Origin of the sequence: Streptomyces sp. 5-10 (assembly GCF_014712245.1) — a bacterium.
Lineage (GTDB): Bacteria > Actinomycetota > Actinomycetes > Streptomycetales > Streptomycetaceae > Streptomyces > Streptomyces violaceusniger.
The window spans coordinates 13326-28453 of sequence record NZ_JACVYG010000008.1; the positions used below are offsets into that span (position 1 = coordinate 13326).

Consider the following 15128-nt stretch of genomic DNA (forward strand, 5'->3'; position numbering starts at 1 on the left):
CGCCGACGAACACCCCGTCGTGGTGTCCCGGAACCGCTCGGCCGTCATCCCCGCGTCCTCGAACGCCTCCCAGCCCAGTTCGAGCATGAGCCGCTGCTGAGGATCCATCGCCGCCGCTTCACGCGGGGAGACGCCGAAGAAATCGGCGTCGAAGGTGTCCACGGAATCGAGGAAACCACCTAGTAAGCCGGCGGCCGGAAATGTTTCGGGGTCGTGATCCGGCATGGCGCCGAGTCGGTCGGCGGAAATAGGGCAACCTTGTGCCGCGATTGACGGGCAGACAGCAGATCCGTGAAATCACGTGCGCTTTCCCGTGCTCGGACGCAACCGACCCCGAAACCACACAAGCACCCCCTAGGGCCGCTGCGACACCACACCGCTCGATCGCCGGGCACCCTGTATTCCCCGGTGAGGGCTATAGGGGGTTGGCAGGTTCTGTCATGGGTGGCTGGCTTGGGGCCGCTCGGGGGGCGGATCAAACATTGGGCGGATCCGCAGACGGCTGTGATTCAGCCTTCGTGATTCAGCCTTCGTGATGGAGCCTTGGTGATTCAGCCTTGGGCCGCGGCACGGTCGAGCGCCGGGCCGTTCCGCTCCGTGGTCTCCTGCCGGAGGAGGCCGATGAGCTCGGTGCGGCGGCTGATGCCGAGCTTGCGGAAGACCCGCGTGAGGTGCTGCTCGACCGTGCTCACCGACAGGTACAGCTTGCGGCCGATCTCCCGGTTGGTCAGGCCCTCCGCGGCCAGCCCGGCCACCCGGGCCTCCGCGTGGCTCAGCTCCTCGTTCGGGGTCTCGTCCAGGGGGAGCAGGCCCACGAGGTCGAATCGGTCCTCGCTGAGCAGCAGACCACGGGCGACGCCCTGCGCATCGCACATCTGCGCGATCTGCATCGCCCGCCTGCCCACGGTCCGTGACCGTGCCGAGTCACCCTGCGCGTAGTGCTCGTTGCTCAGCTCGGCCAGGGTGACCGTCAGGTCCAGCAGATGGCTGGACCGCGACAGCAGCTTCGCCGACTCCTGCAGGCGGGGCAGCCGGTCCAGGGGTTTGCCGGTCTTCGCGAGCAGGCGCAGCGAGGCCGCCTGGACCGCGGTGGACTTGCCCCGCGCGAGGGTGAGTTGCTCGTCGAACATGGCGTGGGCCTCGTCCACCCGGCCCAGCGCCAGGTGTGCCTCTCCCACGCTGTTGCGCCATGGCACGATGGTCGGCAGATCGAAGTCCCAGTCGCCCATCAGCTGCCCGCAGCGCCGGAAGTCCTCGAGCGCCGCGTACGGACGTCCCGTCACCAGCGCGTGCCGGCCCCTCGCGTGCAGGTACGAGAGGCCGAACGTGGTGTCGAACATCTGCCGCGGCACGGGCCTGTTCAGCAGCGCGGCCGCCTCGTCGAACTTCCGGAGCGTGGTGCTCGCCATCACCAGCGTGCCCAGCGGGTAGCCGATCACCACCCCCCAGCTCCTCTTGCTCATCAGGCTCAGGGCCTCGCTCGCGTGGGTACTGGCGAGCGGCATGTCACCGCGCCGCAGGGCGACCTCGGCGGCCACGCTGGAGAGCACCGCCTTGAGCATCACCATGCCGCGTGCGTCGAAGAGGGCGAGCAGCCGGTCGCACCACCTCCCGGCCTGCTCCAGGCGGTCCGCGTAGATCAGCGCGAGGAGGGCGGACAGCAGGGGTTCCACGGCTGGATCCCCGCTCTCACAGTTCTGGAGCACATCGTCGGCGCGGATCCCCACCTGCTCGGCGTCATCGCCGCCGAGCGCGGCCAGCAGCGTGCTCTGAGCGCGGCGGGACAGGGTCCGACCGCTGTCGGGTCCGCCGTCGCAGCCGGTGAGCGCCCGGGTGACCTCCCGCCCCGTGCCCACGGCCGGGGGACTGACATAGCGGAGCCAGGCCCGCATGGCGTCCACCATGGCGGCTCGTTGCGGGTCCGGCTCGCCCTCCGCGGATTCGAGCTGGCGCAGCGTGTGGAGCACGTCGTCGGACCTGGCCTGCCAGAGCAGTCCGCTGATCAGCGATTCGACGCCGTCGCTGGTCAAGTGGCCCTCCCGCAGGGCCTCCTGGAGCGCCGGCAGATGGCTCGCCGCCGCGGACGGGCTGGTCCACCGCTTCGCGCGGAACAGGATCGACAGGACGGTGGCGTGGTCCTCCGAGGTGGCGGTGGTACGGAGAGCGGATTCGGCGTAGCGGACGGCCAAGTCGGGCCGGTCGTCCCGAAGGGCCTCCTCCGCGGCGTCGGCCATGACGGAGGCCCCCCACCACGGCATCGGCCTCGCGTCCGCCGCGACCAGATGCGTGGCCACCGCGGACGCGTCGGCGCCCTCCCGCTGCAGCAGTGCGGCGACGCGCCAGTGATAGGCCCCCCGGTCCTTGGCGGACATCGTCTCCCGCACGGCCGCCCCGGCCAGGGGGTGCCGGAAGCTGTGGTCCTCCCGGAGCAGCCCCACCGCCATGAGGGCGTCGAGCGCCCGGTCGGCGGTGTCCGCGCTCACACCGAGGGCATCCGGCAGGAGGTGCCGGGAGTCGCTCATCTCGAGGATCGACAGGCACCGGGCGGTCTCCAACGTGGCGGGCTCTCCCCGGTACAGGCAGATCGCGACGGCCGACCTGAACGACGCGCTTCCCGACACCGGGGCGACGTCGGCGTCGCCCGGCTCCCACCCGGTGGCGGCGTCCCTGACCATGGCGTTCAGCAGCATGGGGTTGCCGCCCGAGGCGTCGTGGTACGCGGCCACCTGAGCGGTTCCCGCCCGCTCGCGCAGCAGTTCGGCGACCCCTTCCACGCTCAGCATGCCCAGGGAGAGGGAGTCGCACGGCAGGTTCCGGGACAGTTCCGCGAAGAACGGGCTGGTGGGGACCCAGGCCGAATCGGCGGTGCTCAGCGCGATGAGGACGGCGCGGTGCCGGAGCCGCCGCTGCAGGTAGAGCAGTACGTCCAAGGAGGCCTCGTCGGCGTGGTGAATGTCGTCGACGCATATCAGCGCCGGGCCGTCACCCACCCGGTCCAATAACAGTGAACACGCGTCCTCCACCACCCGTGGGTCCACCCCCTGCCCGAACGTCCCGGGCGTCTCGGCGGACTCCGGGGTCCCGGGCGGCGCTTCCCCCGCGACGCGGCGGTCGAAATCGCCTTTGAGGCCCACGCTGTGAAAGAGCTGCCCCATGATCCCCAACGCCGTCGGGCGCTCGATGGCCGAGCCCGTCGCCGAGAACACCAGCGTCCCGGCGTCCGTGAGCCTGTGGACGAACTCGCGGAGCAGGCTCGTCTTGCCACAGGTGCCAGGACCGCCCACGATCACGGCCCGGCCGCCGCTCTTCGTGCACGCGTCGAACGCCTCGTGCAGTACGGCGATCTGCCTCGCTCGCTCGACCAACATCACGGAAACGTCCTTTCTTGCAACCCGGCCAAGTGGACCCCTGGTCGGGGCGGGAGTGGGGGTGGGTACCGTTTCGGGAGGTTTTGGCCGAACGCGGCGGCACGCTCCCGGCGCGTGGGCGATTACCACGATGCCGGTACGCCGGAACCCGGCGCTTTCCACTCGGAAAGATTTCACGCGGAGCAAGTAGGTGCGACGCAGGGAAGTGGCTGGTATGCGTCAACGGCGCGACTGAAAACCGGCCTCGGTGGCGAATGAATTGTCAAGCGGATATGAAACAGGGCGAACTCCGGTTGCGGGGGAAAACACAAAACCCTCAGGTCGGAGAGGAATCGACCGACGGGGTGGAATGTTTTCCGCGCACTGGATGGAGTGAACGGAATCATGGATGGGCAGGCAGGATGCTCTCCTTGGGGTGATCGCTATCTGTTAGCCAGCCTAACCAGTGCCTCCCGCAGGAGTCAACGAGGTGTCAAACCCGCAGTGAGCCCGTGGGGCCCGTGAGGGAGCCCCGGACGGGTGTGATCGGTTGGAGAAACGCCTTGTACCCGAGACGTGGAGAGATTGTTTTTAAATTGTCAAAGGCGGCTAATGAGACAGGTGATTTCGCGCCATCCGGAGGCCTCGTACCCGTTTACCGCCCTACTCGCCGACGGCCGGGCCCGATCGGGCACGCAAGCTGACCGGAGCGGCATCCTCCGTAAGCGCGCCCGCGCCCGCGCCCGCCCCGCCGTCCCGCGTCGTCACCTTCCGGCGCTTCACGCCCCCGGGCCGTGACGGCCTTCTTGCCCGTTTCTCCCCTCCCTTCGGCCCGCCTCGGCTCTGAGCGTGCCCGATAATGCCCGAGCCCGCGATGGCCGGAACGCCCGAGCCCACAATGGCCGCAACCGCGCGGTCTCGACGGCCCTGCCCGCTTCGTCCCCCGCATGAGGCCTCGGGCTGCGCTCGGCATCGGAGTGGGCGACGTGCGTGAGACATGTCGAAGCCCGCCGCCGGGCGCGTCGCGCGTCCGGGGCGCGGAACGCCTTCCGCGGCGCGCCCGCGGGCTATGTCACCGTCAGGTCCGGGGCGCCACGCCGTTGATGGCCATCCGCAGCAGTCGGGTGGCCAGCTCCGGATCGCCCTCGGCCCGGATGGCGATGCCGTTGGCCAGGGCGAGCAGGTCGTCGACCGTAACCTCGGGGCGCAGCCGGCCGGCCCCGACCGCGGTCGCCGCGAGGTCGGCGGCGACATCCGCCAGTACGCCGTGGCAGCTGCTGTCGGCCTCGGTGGGCCGCAGGGAGACGGCCAGCCCGCGGGTGGTGGCGGTGTAGCGGGTCAGCTCCTCCAGCCAGACCGCCAGCCCGTCGCCGCCCACGGTCTCGTTGAGCTCCCGGCCGCGTACCGCCAGTCGCTCGACGCCCTCGTGGAAGACCTCGGCCAGCAGGGCCTCGCGGGAGCTGAAATGCCGGTGCAGGGTCGCCGAGCCGAGCCCGGCCCGCCGGGCGATCTCCTCGAGCGAGGCGGAGGCGCCGTCCCGCGCCACGATCTCGGCGGCGGCGGCGAGCAGGCGCTCACGATTGCGCCGCCGGTCGGCGCGGTGCGGGATCTGCTGGCTCGTCATCGCGTCGATCCTAACCTCCGTTCGACAAACGGGGGCCCACCCCATATAGTCCCGGCCAGAAACGGGGGGCCACCCCGTTTGTCTGCTGAGAGGGGTACCCATGACAACCGAGCCCGTGTTGGTGACGGGAGCGACCGGCAACCAGGGCGGTGCGGTCGCCCGTGCGCTGCTCGCGGCGGGGCGGCCGGTCCGGGCGCTGGTCCGGGACCCGTCGTCCGCGGCGGCCGGCCGGCTGGCCGCGGCAGGAGCGACCCTGGTGCGCGGCGACCTCGACGACCCCGCCTCCCTCGAGGAACCGGCGGCCGGGGCGACCGCGGTGTTCTCGATGGAGACGGCGGACTACGCGAACTTGATGGCCGACTTCGAGGTCCAACGTGCCCGCAACCTGGTGGCGGCGGCCCGGGAGGCCGGGGTCGAGCAGATCGTGCACTCATCGGTGTCGGGCGCCGGCAACGACGATCCCGGGGCGTTCGACGAGGAACGCTGGGGAGCCTTCCCGGCCCACTACTGGCGCAGCAAGATCGAGGCCGAGCGGGTGGTGCGCGAGGCGGGCTTCCGCACCTGGACCATCCTGCGGCCCGCCGGTTTCATGGAAAACCTGAAGCAGCCGTCGTTGTGGTTCGCGGGTTTCACCTCGAACCGGCTGGGGGTCGTCAACGACCTCGATGTCGCACGCCCGTGGATCGCGGTCCAGGACATCGGGACGGCCACGCTCGCGGCGCTCGCGGATCCGCGACGCTTCCATGGGGTCGTGCTGGAGCTCGCGGGAGACGCGTTGTCCCTGCGCCGCGCGGTCGAGATCCTCAACTCCGTACGGTCGACGCCGATCGAGCTGCCGAGCGACCCGGAGCAGGCTCTCGCCTGGGGGGTCCCGCCGGAACTGGCGCAGTCGCAGCGGCGGATGGACACCTACCCGGCACCGGCCCGCCCGGAGATGGCCCACGCGCTGGGCATCGAGACGACGACCTTCGAGCAGTGGGCTCACGGGGCGGCGCGCTCGGAGTGAGCGGGGCCTGAGTTGGGTTCCGGGCCGGTGGCGGTGTGTGTCGCGGCATCCGCGGTCTTGACGCGGACCCGCCGGTGTCTCAGGCCCGGGGGTCTCTTTCGTTGAGCGCGTCGAACTTGCGCACCTCATTGCGCATATGTGGGCCCCACTTGGCGAAGAGCGCCATGACCTCCGGTGTGGCCAGATGCCGGTCGAGCGCCTCCTGTGACGTCCATTGCTCGAGCACCGTGACGGTTCCGGTCGCCGCGTCCTCCACGGAGAACGAGATCAGCGCGTTTCCCGGGTTCGCCGCGGCGACCGGGTAGGTCGCCCGGGCCTCGGCGATGAACGTTTCGACGTCGCCGGGAGGGACGAAGACGCGGCCGGCCACGATGATGGCCGTCCGGGCGGTCTGCTCCGTGCCTGCGGTGGTGACCTTGCCCTGGAACGAGTTCATTGTCCTTTGCCGCCCTTCGTGTCCTGGTACTGAGGGCCGGAACGGCCCTGGACGCGCACGGTAGATCCTGACGTTGACGTCAGGGGCAAGGGCGGGCGTTCGCGCTCTGCCGCCGGGCTTGCGGCCACCGTCCGGGATGCCCCTCCCGCAAGGCAATCGAGAATCTGCTAAATTATCGATATCTTCGGAGTGTGTCGCCGAAGCCCACCTCAGCCGTGACGGAGGATCGCAATGGATCTGGGACTCAAGGGCAAGACCGCCGTTGTCGGCGGTGCGTCTTCCGGGATGGGCTTGGGCATCGCGGAGGCGTTGGCGGCGGAGGGGGCCAACGTCGTCATGGTCGCCAGGCGCAAGGAGCTGTTGGAGGACCACGCGGCGCGGATCGGTGCCCGCGCGGTCGCAGCGGACATGACGTCACCGGACGAGCCGGCGCGAGTCGTCGGCGAAGCGGTGGAGTTGTTCGGCGGACTCGACATCGTCCTGTGGAACAGCGGCGGCCCGCGTCCGAGCCCCGCTCGCGATCTGACGGCGCGGCACGTGACCGAAACGGTCGATCTCGTGCTGCTGCCGCTCATCCGTCTCGTCGAAGCCAGTGTGCCGCACCTGCGCCAGAGTTCGAGCGGCCGGATCCTGGCGATAACGACGCATGGGGTCAAGGAGCCCACACCGGGCATGGCGGCGTCGAACGCGATCCGCCCTGGAATCCACGGATACCTGAAGACGCTCGCGACCGAGCTGGGCCCGGACGGCATCACGGTCAACATCCTGGCGCCTGGACGGATCGCCACCCCTCGCCGGGACGAGGTGTTCCCGGGCGGTGTGCCGCGGCACCTGACGGACGAGATCCCCATGGGCCGGTGGGGAACCGTCCAGGAGTTCGCCGATGTCGCGGTGTTCCTCGCCTCTCCCCGTGCCTCCTACGTGACGGGGACGACGACCTGCGTCGACGGCGGTCTGACCAAGGCCGCGTTCTGACGGCCCCGGCACCCCGGGTTCCAGCTCAAGTGAAGGAGTAGTGCAATGAACCTCGATCTCGGTACCGCTCTCGTGAGCGCGGCTCGCGCGGAGGCGATGTCGCTGGGCGTCCCCATGGCGATCGCCGTGGTGGACACCGGCGGCGCGCTCGTCGCCTTCGCCCGGATGGACGGAACTCCGTTCCCGCTCGCCGAGGTGGCGATCGGCAAGGCGTACACGGCCGCGGCGTTCGCACGTCCGTCGGCTGAGGTCGCGGAGGTGTTCGCGGGCCGGGTGCAGTTCACCACGTCGATCAGCGTGGCCACCGACGGCCGAGTGATGTTCAGCAAGGGCGGGGTTCCGGTCTTCGCCGGCGGAGCGCTCATCGGCGGAATCGGTGCCAGCGGCGGCACGGGACAACAGGATCTCACCGTGGTCGAGGCGGCCGTGGCATCGGTTCTCCCCACCGAGGCGACCTCTCTCCCGGCCGACGTGGCCTCCTCCGCACACTGACCCGGCTCACCAGCGATGGGGCAACCACATGGGACAACTGGACAACAAGATCGCCCTCGTGACCGGTGCCTCCGCCGGCATCGGCCTGGCCGTCGCCCGCCTGTTCGCCACCGAGGGAGCGACCGTCTACCTCACCGGCCGCCGCAAGGCCGAACTGGACGCCGCCGTGGCACACCTCGGTGGCCGTGGCATCGGTATCCAGGGTGATGTGTCCGAACTCGCCGATCTCGACCGGCTCTTCGCCGAGATCGGTGAGCGCGGCGGCCGCCTCGACATCGTCGTGGCCAATGCCGGTGTCGCGGACTACGGCCTGCTCGGCGAGATCACCGAGGAGGAGTACGAGCGCGCCACCTCCGTCAATCTCAAGGGCACGATCTTCACCGTCCAGAAGGCGCTGCCGTTGCTCTCGGCGGGCTCCTCGGTGACGCTGCTCTCCTCGAGCGCGGTCCGGCGCGCCACCCCGGGACTCAGTGTTTACGCCGCCACCAAGGCCGCGATCCGGAGTCTGGCCCGCACCTGGGCCGCCGAGCTGGGCCACCGCGGAATCCGGGTCAACGCCCTCACTCCCGGCCCGGTCGAGACGCCCGGCGGGGCAGAGTTGCGAGCCGCGTTCCCGCGGGGCGGTCGGTCCGCGACGGCGAAGCCCACCGCATCGAACGCGCTCGGCCGCGTCGGCCGTGTCGAGGAGGTCGCCGCCACCGCCCTCTACCTGGCGGGAGAGCAAAGTTCCTTCACCACCGGTGCGGAACTGCTGGTCGACGGCGGTGCCACCCAGCTGTAGACACGGGATCGGTGGCGGGGCCGTTACGTCACCGTCTCGTCGGAGGCGGTGGTCTGCGGATCCGGACCCAGCCCCGAATTAACGATATTTTTTGGGCGTAGCGCTTTCCTGGTAGGGTTCATGGCTGTGGCGGCAGAGAAGGCGACGCGGGCGGGCGCGGTGTACGCGCAGATCCGCGAGGACATCTTTCAGGGGGCGCTGGAGCCCGGACAGCGGTTGCGTCTCGTCGAACTCGCACAGCGCTTCTCGGTCAGCCAGTCCGTCATCCGCGAGGCACTGACGCGGCTCTCCGGTCAGGGCCTCGTCGTGGCCACGCCACAACAGGGATTCAGCGTGGTCACGCTGTCGTTGAAGGACCTCGACGAACTCACCGAGGCACGCCGGGACATCGAGTCCCTGGTGCTGCGCCAGGCGGTCGAGCGCGGGGACATCACCTGGGAGTCGGCGGTCGTCGCCGCCCACCACCACCTGGCAGGCACCCCCATGACACTGCCCGGCGGTGAGGTCAACCACGACTGGCTCGCGGTGCACGAGAGCTTCCACCAGACCCTGCTCGAAGGGTGCGGCAACGACCGCCTGCTGAGCGTCGCCCTCTCCCTGAGGGACGCCGCGACGGTCTACCGCCGCTGGTCGTTCCCCATCGGCCATGACTACGACCGTGACATCGCCGGTGAGCACCAGGCTCTGGTGGACGCGGTCGTCGCACGGGACGCCGACGCCGCGTCTCGCCTGCTGGCCCAGCACATCGACCGAACGTCCGCTTCCCTGCGCGCCGTGGCCCAAAGCGAGGCCGTACGCGCCGGATGAGGGCGAAGGCCCTCCTGGCGACACCGCGAACGGTCGCCGAGGTACCCCCATGCGTACTGGCGTGGAGACAGAGTGCGTTTCTCCCTCGTTTGCCCGGCGGGCCCGGAGCGCCGCCATCGCCGAGCGCGGACAGATGTGGCGTAGCGACCAGTGGATGTTCCTTCTGGTGGCGGCTGTCAGGCCTGGTACGTACCGGGACCCGGAGCGGCCCGGGTTACTCCGGGCCCCGGCGCAGAGCGATGAGTGCAGATGAGCGGGTGTGTGGGCGAGGGCACTTGGGCCATTGCATGTTTGCTATAGCGTCAGTACTCTTGCCGGCATGAGCGTAGACGCCCTGGGTCCCGTGGAGACCACGTCGCTGGCCGACCAGGCGTACCGGCGGCTTCGGGACGCGATCCGCGAGGGCGTCCTGCGGCCGGGCGAGAAGATCACCGAACGCGATCTGGCCGCCCGCCTCGGCGTGAGTCCCACCCCCGTCCGTGAGGCGCTGCGGCAGCTGGTGCACGAGAAGGTCGTGGAAAGGGTGGGCCCGCGCGCCTTGCGGGTCGCCGACCACTCCTCGGCGGCCCGCTCCGAGATCGTCGAGGCCGAGGTCCGCCTGTCCGCCCTCATGGCGCGCCTCGCCGCCCGTAACGCCACCGCGCAGCAGCTCACCGACCTGGTCTCGCTGCTCGCCCAGACCGACCAGATCGTGGCCGGCATCGAGGAGGCCGTCGCCGAGCAGGGCATGGAGGCCGATGTGTCCGACCGGCTCGCGGCCGTCTTCCACAAGCTGCGCCTCTTTCACCGCCGGGTCGAGGCGTGCGTGGGCAACCCCGTCCTGGAGGGCCTGCTGGACCAAACCCGGGCTTTCAGTGAAGAGGAACGGCTCGACCTCACCATGAGGCTCGCACCCGAGCGCGCCGAGGCGTTCCGCGCCCGCTACCACGAACACCGCGAGTTGCTGGACGCTCTCCTCGAACGGGACGGGGACCGCGCCGAGGAACTCGCGGCGCGACACCACCGCGCCGCCCTCGTCCAGCTGTCCGGCGGCTGAACCTCGATCCCCCCTGCCCGCTCCGCCGCAGGAGATGCGTCGGGCGGGCAGCTCTTCCCCTCCCCACTTGCTATAGCATGTAGCACAGGAGTCGCCACCTCATGACGCTCGATTCCCCGCCCGCCTCCGACACGGCCACGACGCCGCCCCGCCCGGCAGTGGGCGAGCGCATGAATCGCGGCGCGGTGCTCTGGGTGACCCTCGCCGTGTTCGCTCAGGAAGCGGTCTGGAACTTCTACGACGCGCAGGTCCCCGAGCAGTTGCGGCACTACTTCGGCTCCGCGGGTGTGATCGGGCTGATCATGGGCCTGGACCACTCCTGGGGCATCTTCACCCAGCCGTCCGTCGGGTTCCTCTCCGACAAGCTCGCCCGCCGCCGCACCGGCCGGTGGCCGATCGTCCTGGTCGGCGCCGTACTCGCCACCGCGCCGTTCATCCTCATTCCCTGGGCGACGAACCTGCCGGCGCTGATGGTGTGCGTGGTCGGCTTCGCCGCGATCGCCAACGCCTTCAAGGGCGTCACCGAGACTCTTGTGTCGGACTACGTCGCCCCGTCCGCCCGGAGCAAGGCCCAGGGCTTCATCAAGGCCGGCGTCAGTCTGACCATCGTCGTCTCTTCCCTGATCAGCCTCCTCGTCGTCGACCGGTCCCTCCGTCTCGCCTTCGCGATCCCCCCGCTGCTGATGCTGGTCGTGCTCGGTCTGTCCTGGGCCTTCCTCGGCCGCCGCCACGCCGACGCCGTCATGCCCGTCGAGGAGACGGCCGTCGAGGAGACGGCCGACGGGGAGGCGGCCGTCGGGGAGGCGGTCGACGGGGCGCGGGAGTTCGGCTCTCCATGGGCGGTGCTGAGGGACGCGCTGCGTTCCCCGTCCAGCCCGACGCCGCTGCTGATGATCGGCATCTTCTGCTTCGCCGGCATGTGGTCGGCGCTGCGCTCGCTGATGACCCCGTACGGCACACAGGTCCTCGGCCTGACCCGCGGTGAGGCAGGCGGCCTCACCCTCCCGGGCGCGGTCGCGTTCCTGATGGCCGTGGTGCCGATCGCCTACGCCTCGAACCGGTTCGGGCAGCTGCGCGCGGTGCGGTACGGCGTCGTCCTGTTCATCGTCGGAGTCCTCGTCGGCTTCGCCGTCCCCACCGCCCCGGGCACCGTCACGGCGATGGTGCTCTCCTCCCTCGGGTACGCGGCGTTCGCGGTCAACGCGCTGGTCGCGCTGTGGAACCTCGCGCCGACGCAGAAGGTGCTGGGCACCTACACCGCTCTCTACACCATCGCCTCGGCGTCCGGCATGGCGTTGGGCCCGGCCATCCTCGGCACCACGGTCGACCTGACCAGTTGGCGCTGCATGTTCCTGAACGCCGCCGTCGCCGCCGGCGTCACCTTCCTCGTCTTCACCCGCCTGGCCCGACGCGCCCCAGACGGCGCCACCGCCTGACGCCTCACGCGTCCGCCCACGGTCATGTTTTCCGCCCCGGCACGATGAGCACGATGAAAGGCACCACCCTCATGGAACTCCGCATCCTGGCCCCCACCGGCGCGCTCGGTGCCGGATTCGACGCCGACGCGCTCGCGCGCGGGCTCGCCGCCCGCCCGGACGTGATCGCCTGCGACGCCGGCTCCACCGACTCCGGCCCCGCCGCCCTCGGCTCGGGCACCCCGAAGCTGTCCGCCCAGGCGGTCACCCGCGACCTGCGGCTGCTCATGAGGGCCCGGGACGAGCTCGGCGTGCCGCTGATCATCGGCTCCTGCGGCACCTCAGGCCGCGACGCGGGAGTCGACTGGGTCGCCTCCCTCGCCCGCACCATCGCCGCGGAAGAAGACCTGCACGCCAAGCTCGGCCTGATCTACTCCGACCAGCCCGTCCAGCGCCTTCAGGACCTCTACGACGCGGGCCGGATCCAGCCCCTCGCGAACGCGCCGGAGATCGACCGGGAGTTGTTCCAGCGCGGTCACACCGTCGCGATGATGGGCGTCGAGCCCCTTCAGGAAGCCCTCCGGGACGGCTGTGACATCGTCCTCGCCGGCCGCGCCAGCGACACCGCCCTGTTCGCCGCTCTGCCCCATATGCGCGGTGCCGACCCGGGCCTGACCTGGCACATGGCCAAGACCATCGAGTGCGGCGCCGCCTGCGCCATCCCGCCGTCCGCCAACGGCCTGCTCGCCACGTTGCGGGACGACCACTTCGACGTCACCACGCTGGCCACCGGTACCCGGCTGACCCCCCGGTCGGTCGCCGCGCACACCCTGTACGAGAACGCCGACCCGTATCACATCGCCGAACCCTCAGGTGTGCTGGACACCAGCGGGGCGAGCTACGAGGCGGTCGACGAGCGAACCGTCCGCGTCCGCGGCGCCCGCTACATCCCGGCCGACGGCTACACCAACAAGCTCGAGGGCGCCGAACTCGTCGGCTACCAGACCGTCATCATCGGCGGCGTGCGCGACCGCGTCGTCATCGACGCCCTCCCCAAGCTCCTGCCGGTGGCCGAGCGGTACTTCCACGACAAGATCGTCGACGTCTTCAACGGCCGGGTCGACCCCGCCGACATCGACATCGACTATCGCCTCTACGGCGCCGGAGCCGTCCTCACCGGCAGTGAACCCGATCCGCTCACCCCCCGCGAACTCGGCGTCCTGATCACCGTCACCGCACCCGACCAGGAGACCGCCCACGCCATCGCCACGTTCGTCGCCCACGCCAGCAGCCACCTGCCCATCGCCGAGTACGACGGCCTGGTCTCCACCCTCGCCTATCCCTACTCCCCGCCCGAGATGGACCGCGGAGCCCTGTACCGCTTCACCCTCAACCACGTCGCCACCGGCGTCACCCCCACCGAGCTGTTCCGCACCGTCACCGAGGAGCTGTAACCCCATGACCACCCTTCTCGACTACTGCTCCCTGGTCCGTTCGAAGAACGCCGGCCCCTTCACCCTCACCTTCGACTTCATGTGTCACGACCAGGCCGCCTACGACGCCCTCGTGGCCACCGGCTTCCTCGACAAGCACCTCTTCGCCACCCTCTACGGCGCCGACCCCGACCGGATCCTCGTCGTCAACCACCCCTCCGCCCTCGCCGTCAAGGTCTCCCTGCCACGCCCGACCGTCCAGGGCGGTCCGCACGACACCGACTGTTACGCCGGCCAGCAGTACGCCCCGCTCATGGACATGGAAATCGCCCAGACATAACGCGGAACGACCACTCCCTCGGCGGGAGTACCGGCAGGGTTGGACCATGAGGAACTACCGAGGAAGCGTGAGCGAAGTGGGAATGACCAGGTCGAAGAAGAATGCTGTCGGCTGGATCGTCGGCATATGTGTGATGGCCGCGGTGCCGTTCCTCGCGGGGTGTTCGGCGGACTCGACGAAGACCAAGGACCCGAAGGCCACGCAGGACGCGAAGGGCTCGAAGGACGAGAAGGGTTCGACCCCGGCCGCCGGAACCACCCCGTCCCCGAAGGGGCGGTCGGGTGATCAGTCGACGGCGCGGGGGGTGGTGGCCACGTGGGTGACCGCGGTCGTCCAGGACCGTCCCAAGGATGCCTGCTCGGTCATGGCGACACCGGCCACCGACGGGTCTCCCGCGAAGCACGGCACCGAAGCGATGTGCGCGGGCAAGGGGCCGGAAGCACAACAGATCAAGGAACAAATCCATCGCCTGCACACCTCGTTCACGCCCGACCAGCCGAAGAATCCCCCGGTGGTCAAGGTCGCCGAGGTCCCGGTCGCGGACAAGAAGGCGACGGTCGACGGTGAGCAGATCACCGTGGACGGTCAGACATTGAAGGCCATCGTCCTGTCGCACTCCACCGGAGTGGAGGAGGACCAGGTCGGTGTCAGGATCGAGGCCGGTGTCGTGGAAGGCCGCTGGTACGTGACCAATCTGGGTCTCTCCGTCGGCTGACGTCACGGTATCGGCGGTTGACCCGCCGCCGGGCAGCGGCTGGGATCCCGCCCGCGACCTTGCTACGGTCGCCTGCGCACTTGCTACGGTCGGCACATGCCAGGTCGCCGCTACCACTCGCCCCGCCGCGCGGAGGCCGCTGCCGCGACCCGGCAGTCGATTCTCGATGCCGCCAGGGAGCTCTTCGCCACCCACGGCTACGTGGCCACCACGGTCACCCGGATCGCCGCCGCGGCCCGGGTCGGCACCAACACCGTCTACACCAGCACCGGCGGCAAGCCGCAGATTCTGCGCGACCTGGTCACCGTGGGCGTCGAGGACCCCATCGCCGAACAGACCCTGGCGCGGATCGCGGAGGCCGACAATGCCCTCGACGTCGTGGTGTACGCCGTCGAGGGCATCCGCCGCGACAGCGAGAAGCACGCGGAGGTCGTTGAGATCCTCCTCGACGCGGCCTCGGTCGACGCGTACGCCGCCGAGCTGCTGCGCTTCGCCCAGGAGCGATTCCGTGACGCGCTGCGGACCACCGCCGACCGGATCGCCGCGCTGGGCGCCCTGCGGGAGGGGCTCGACGTGGCGGGCGCGACGGATGTGCTCTGGTACTACCTCGGTCTGTCGTCCTGGCGCGTGCTGGTGCGGGAGAACGGCTGGGACTGGGACACCGCCGAGCGGTGGCTGCGGGACCGGACCGCGGCCGCCCTGCTCACCGGGTGAGCGCGGC

14 protein-coding genes and 1 pseudogene are annotated in these 15128 nt (G+C 70.2%); 11 read left to right on the forward strand and 4 right to left on the reverse strand.

Annotated elements, in window-relative coordinates; translation table 11 throughout:
* Positions 1–36: 36 nt before the first annotated feature.
* From IEJ02_RS50755 to IEJ02_RS12525, 3 genes and pseudogenes are all read right to left on the reverse strand, one after another.
* A pseudogene (locus IEJ02_RS50755) lies at positions 37–225 on the reverse strand (beta-ketoacyl synthase N-terminal-like domain-containing protein); the annotation flags it as partial.
* 326 nt (positions 226–551) lie between these two features.
* Positions 552–3368, reverse strand: coding sequence for a helix-turn-helix transcriptional regulator (locus IEJ02_RS12520; protein WP_191064906.1), 2817 nt, complete (start codon positions 3366–3368; stop codon positions 552–554).
* A 1057-nt stretch (positions 3369–4425) separates the two neighbouring features.
* Entirely contained in the window at positions 4426–4971 is a 546-nt protein-coding gene (locus IEJ02_RS12525; RefSeq protein WP_137976943.1) for a TetR/AcrR family transcriptional regulator, read from the reverse strand.
* A gap of 100 nt (positions 4972–5071) precedes the next feature.
* Between IEJ02_RS12525 and IEJ02_RS12530 the strand changes: the two genes are divergently transcribed.
* On the forward strand, positions 5072–5977 hold the full coding sequence (locus tag IEJ02_RS12530; RefSeq protein ID WP_191064907.1) for an NmrA family NAD(P)-binding protein: 906 nt from the start codon (positions 5072–5074) through the stop codon (positions 5975–5977).
* 79 nt (positions 5978–6056) lie between these two features.
* On the opposite strand, the gene IEJ02_RS12535 is transcribed toward IEJ02_RS12530, so the two are convergent.
* Positions 6057–6413: a putative quinol monooxygenase gene (locus IEJ02_RS12535; RefSeq protein ID WP_191064908.1), complete on the reverse strand. Its 357-nt coding sequence runs from the start codon at positions 6411–6413 to the stop codon at positions 6057–6059.
* A 231-nt stretch (positions 6414–6644) separates the two neighbouring features.
* Between IEJ02_RS12535 and IEJ02_RS12540 the strand changes: the two genes are divergently transcribed.
* The 10 genes from IEJ02_RS12540 to IEJ02_RS12585 all read left to right on the forward strand — a co-directional run bounded on the left by IEJ02_RS12540 (position 6645) and on the right by IEJ02_RS12585 (position 15121).
* Positions 6645–7388 carry an SDR family oxidoreductase gene (locus tag IEJ02_RS12540; RefSeq protein WP_191064909.1) on the forward strand — a complete coding sequence of 248 codons (744 nt, stop codon included), beginning with the start codon at positions 6645–6647 and terminating at the stop codon, positions 7386–7388.
* 45 nt (positions 7389–7433) lie between these two features.
* Positions 7434–7880 carry a GlcG/HbpS family heme-binding protein gene (locus IEJ02_RS12545; protein WP_191064910.1) on the forward strand — a complete coding sequence of 149 codons (447 nt, stop codon included), beginning with the start codon at positions 7434–7436 and terminating at the stop codon, positions 7878–7880.
* A gap of 28 nt (positions 7881–7908) precedes the next feature.
* Positions 7909–8661, forward strand: coding sequence for an SDR family NAD(P)-dependent oxidoreductase (locus IEJ02_RS12550; protein WP_191064911.1), 753 nt, complete (start codon positions 7909–7911; stop codon positions 8659–8661).
* Positions 8662–8781: 120 nt separating this feature from the next.
* Positions 8782–9468 (forward strand): GntR family transcriptional regulator, encoded by a 687-nt coding sequence (locus IEJ02_RS12555; RefSeq protein ID WP_223863724.1) that lies wholly within the window; start codon positions 8782–8784, stop codon positions 9466–9468.
* 319 nt (positions 9469–9787) lie between these two features.
* On the forward strand, positions 9788–10504 hold the full coding sequence (locus IEJ02_RS12560; protein WP_191064912.1) for a GntR family transcriptional regulator: 717 nt from the start codon (positions 9788–9790) through the stop codon (positions 10502–10504).
* Between the two features lie 101 nt (positions 10505–10605).
* A complete protein-coding gene (locus IEJ02_RS12565) occupies positions 10606–11940 on the forward strand; it encodes an MFS transporter (RefSeq protein ID WP_191064913.1) in 1335 nt (444 codons plus the stop codon).
* A 53-nt stretch (positions 11941–11993) separates the two neighbouring features.
* A complete protein-coding gene (locus IEJ02_RS12570) occupies positions 11994–13373 on the forward strand; it encodes an acyclic terpene utilization AtuA family protein (RefSeq protein WP_223863725.1) in 1380 nt (459 codons plus the stop codon).
* A 4-nt stretch (positions 13374–13377) separates the two neighbouring features.
* Positions 13378–13692, forward strand: coding sequence for a DUF4387 domain-containing protein (locus IEJ02_RS12575; protein ID WP_191064914.1), 315 nt, complete (start codon positions 13378–13380; stop codon positions 13690–13692).
* 67 nt (positions 13693–13759) lie between these two features.
* Positions 13760–14407: a hypothetical protein gene (locus tag IEJ02_RS12580; protein WP_191064915.1), complete on the forward strand. Its 648-nt coding sequence runs from the start codon at positions 13760–13762 to the stop codon at positions 14405–14407.
* 96 nt (positions 14408–14503) lie between these two features.
* Positions 14504–15121: a TetR/AcrR family transcriptional regulator gene (locus IEJ02_RS12585; protein ID WP_191064916.1), complete on the forward strand. Its 618-nt coding sequence runs from the start codon at positions 14504–14506 to the stop codon at positions 15119–15121.
* Positions 15122–15128: the final 7 nt, after the last annotated feature.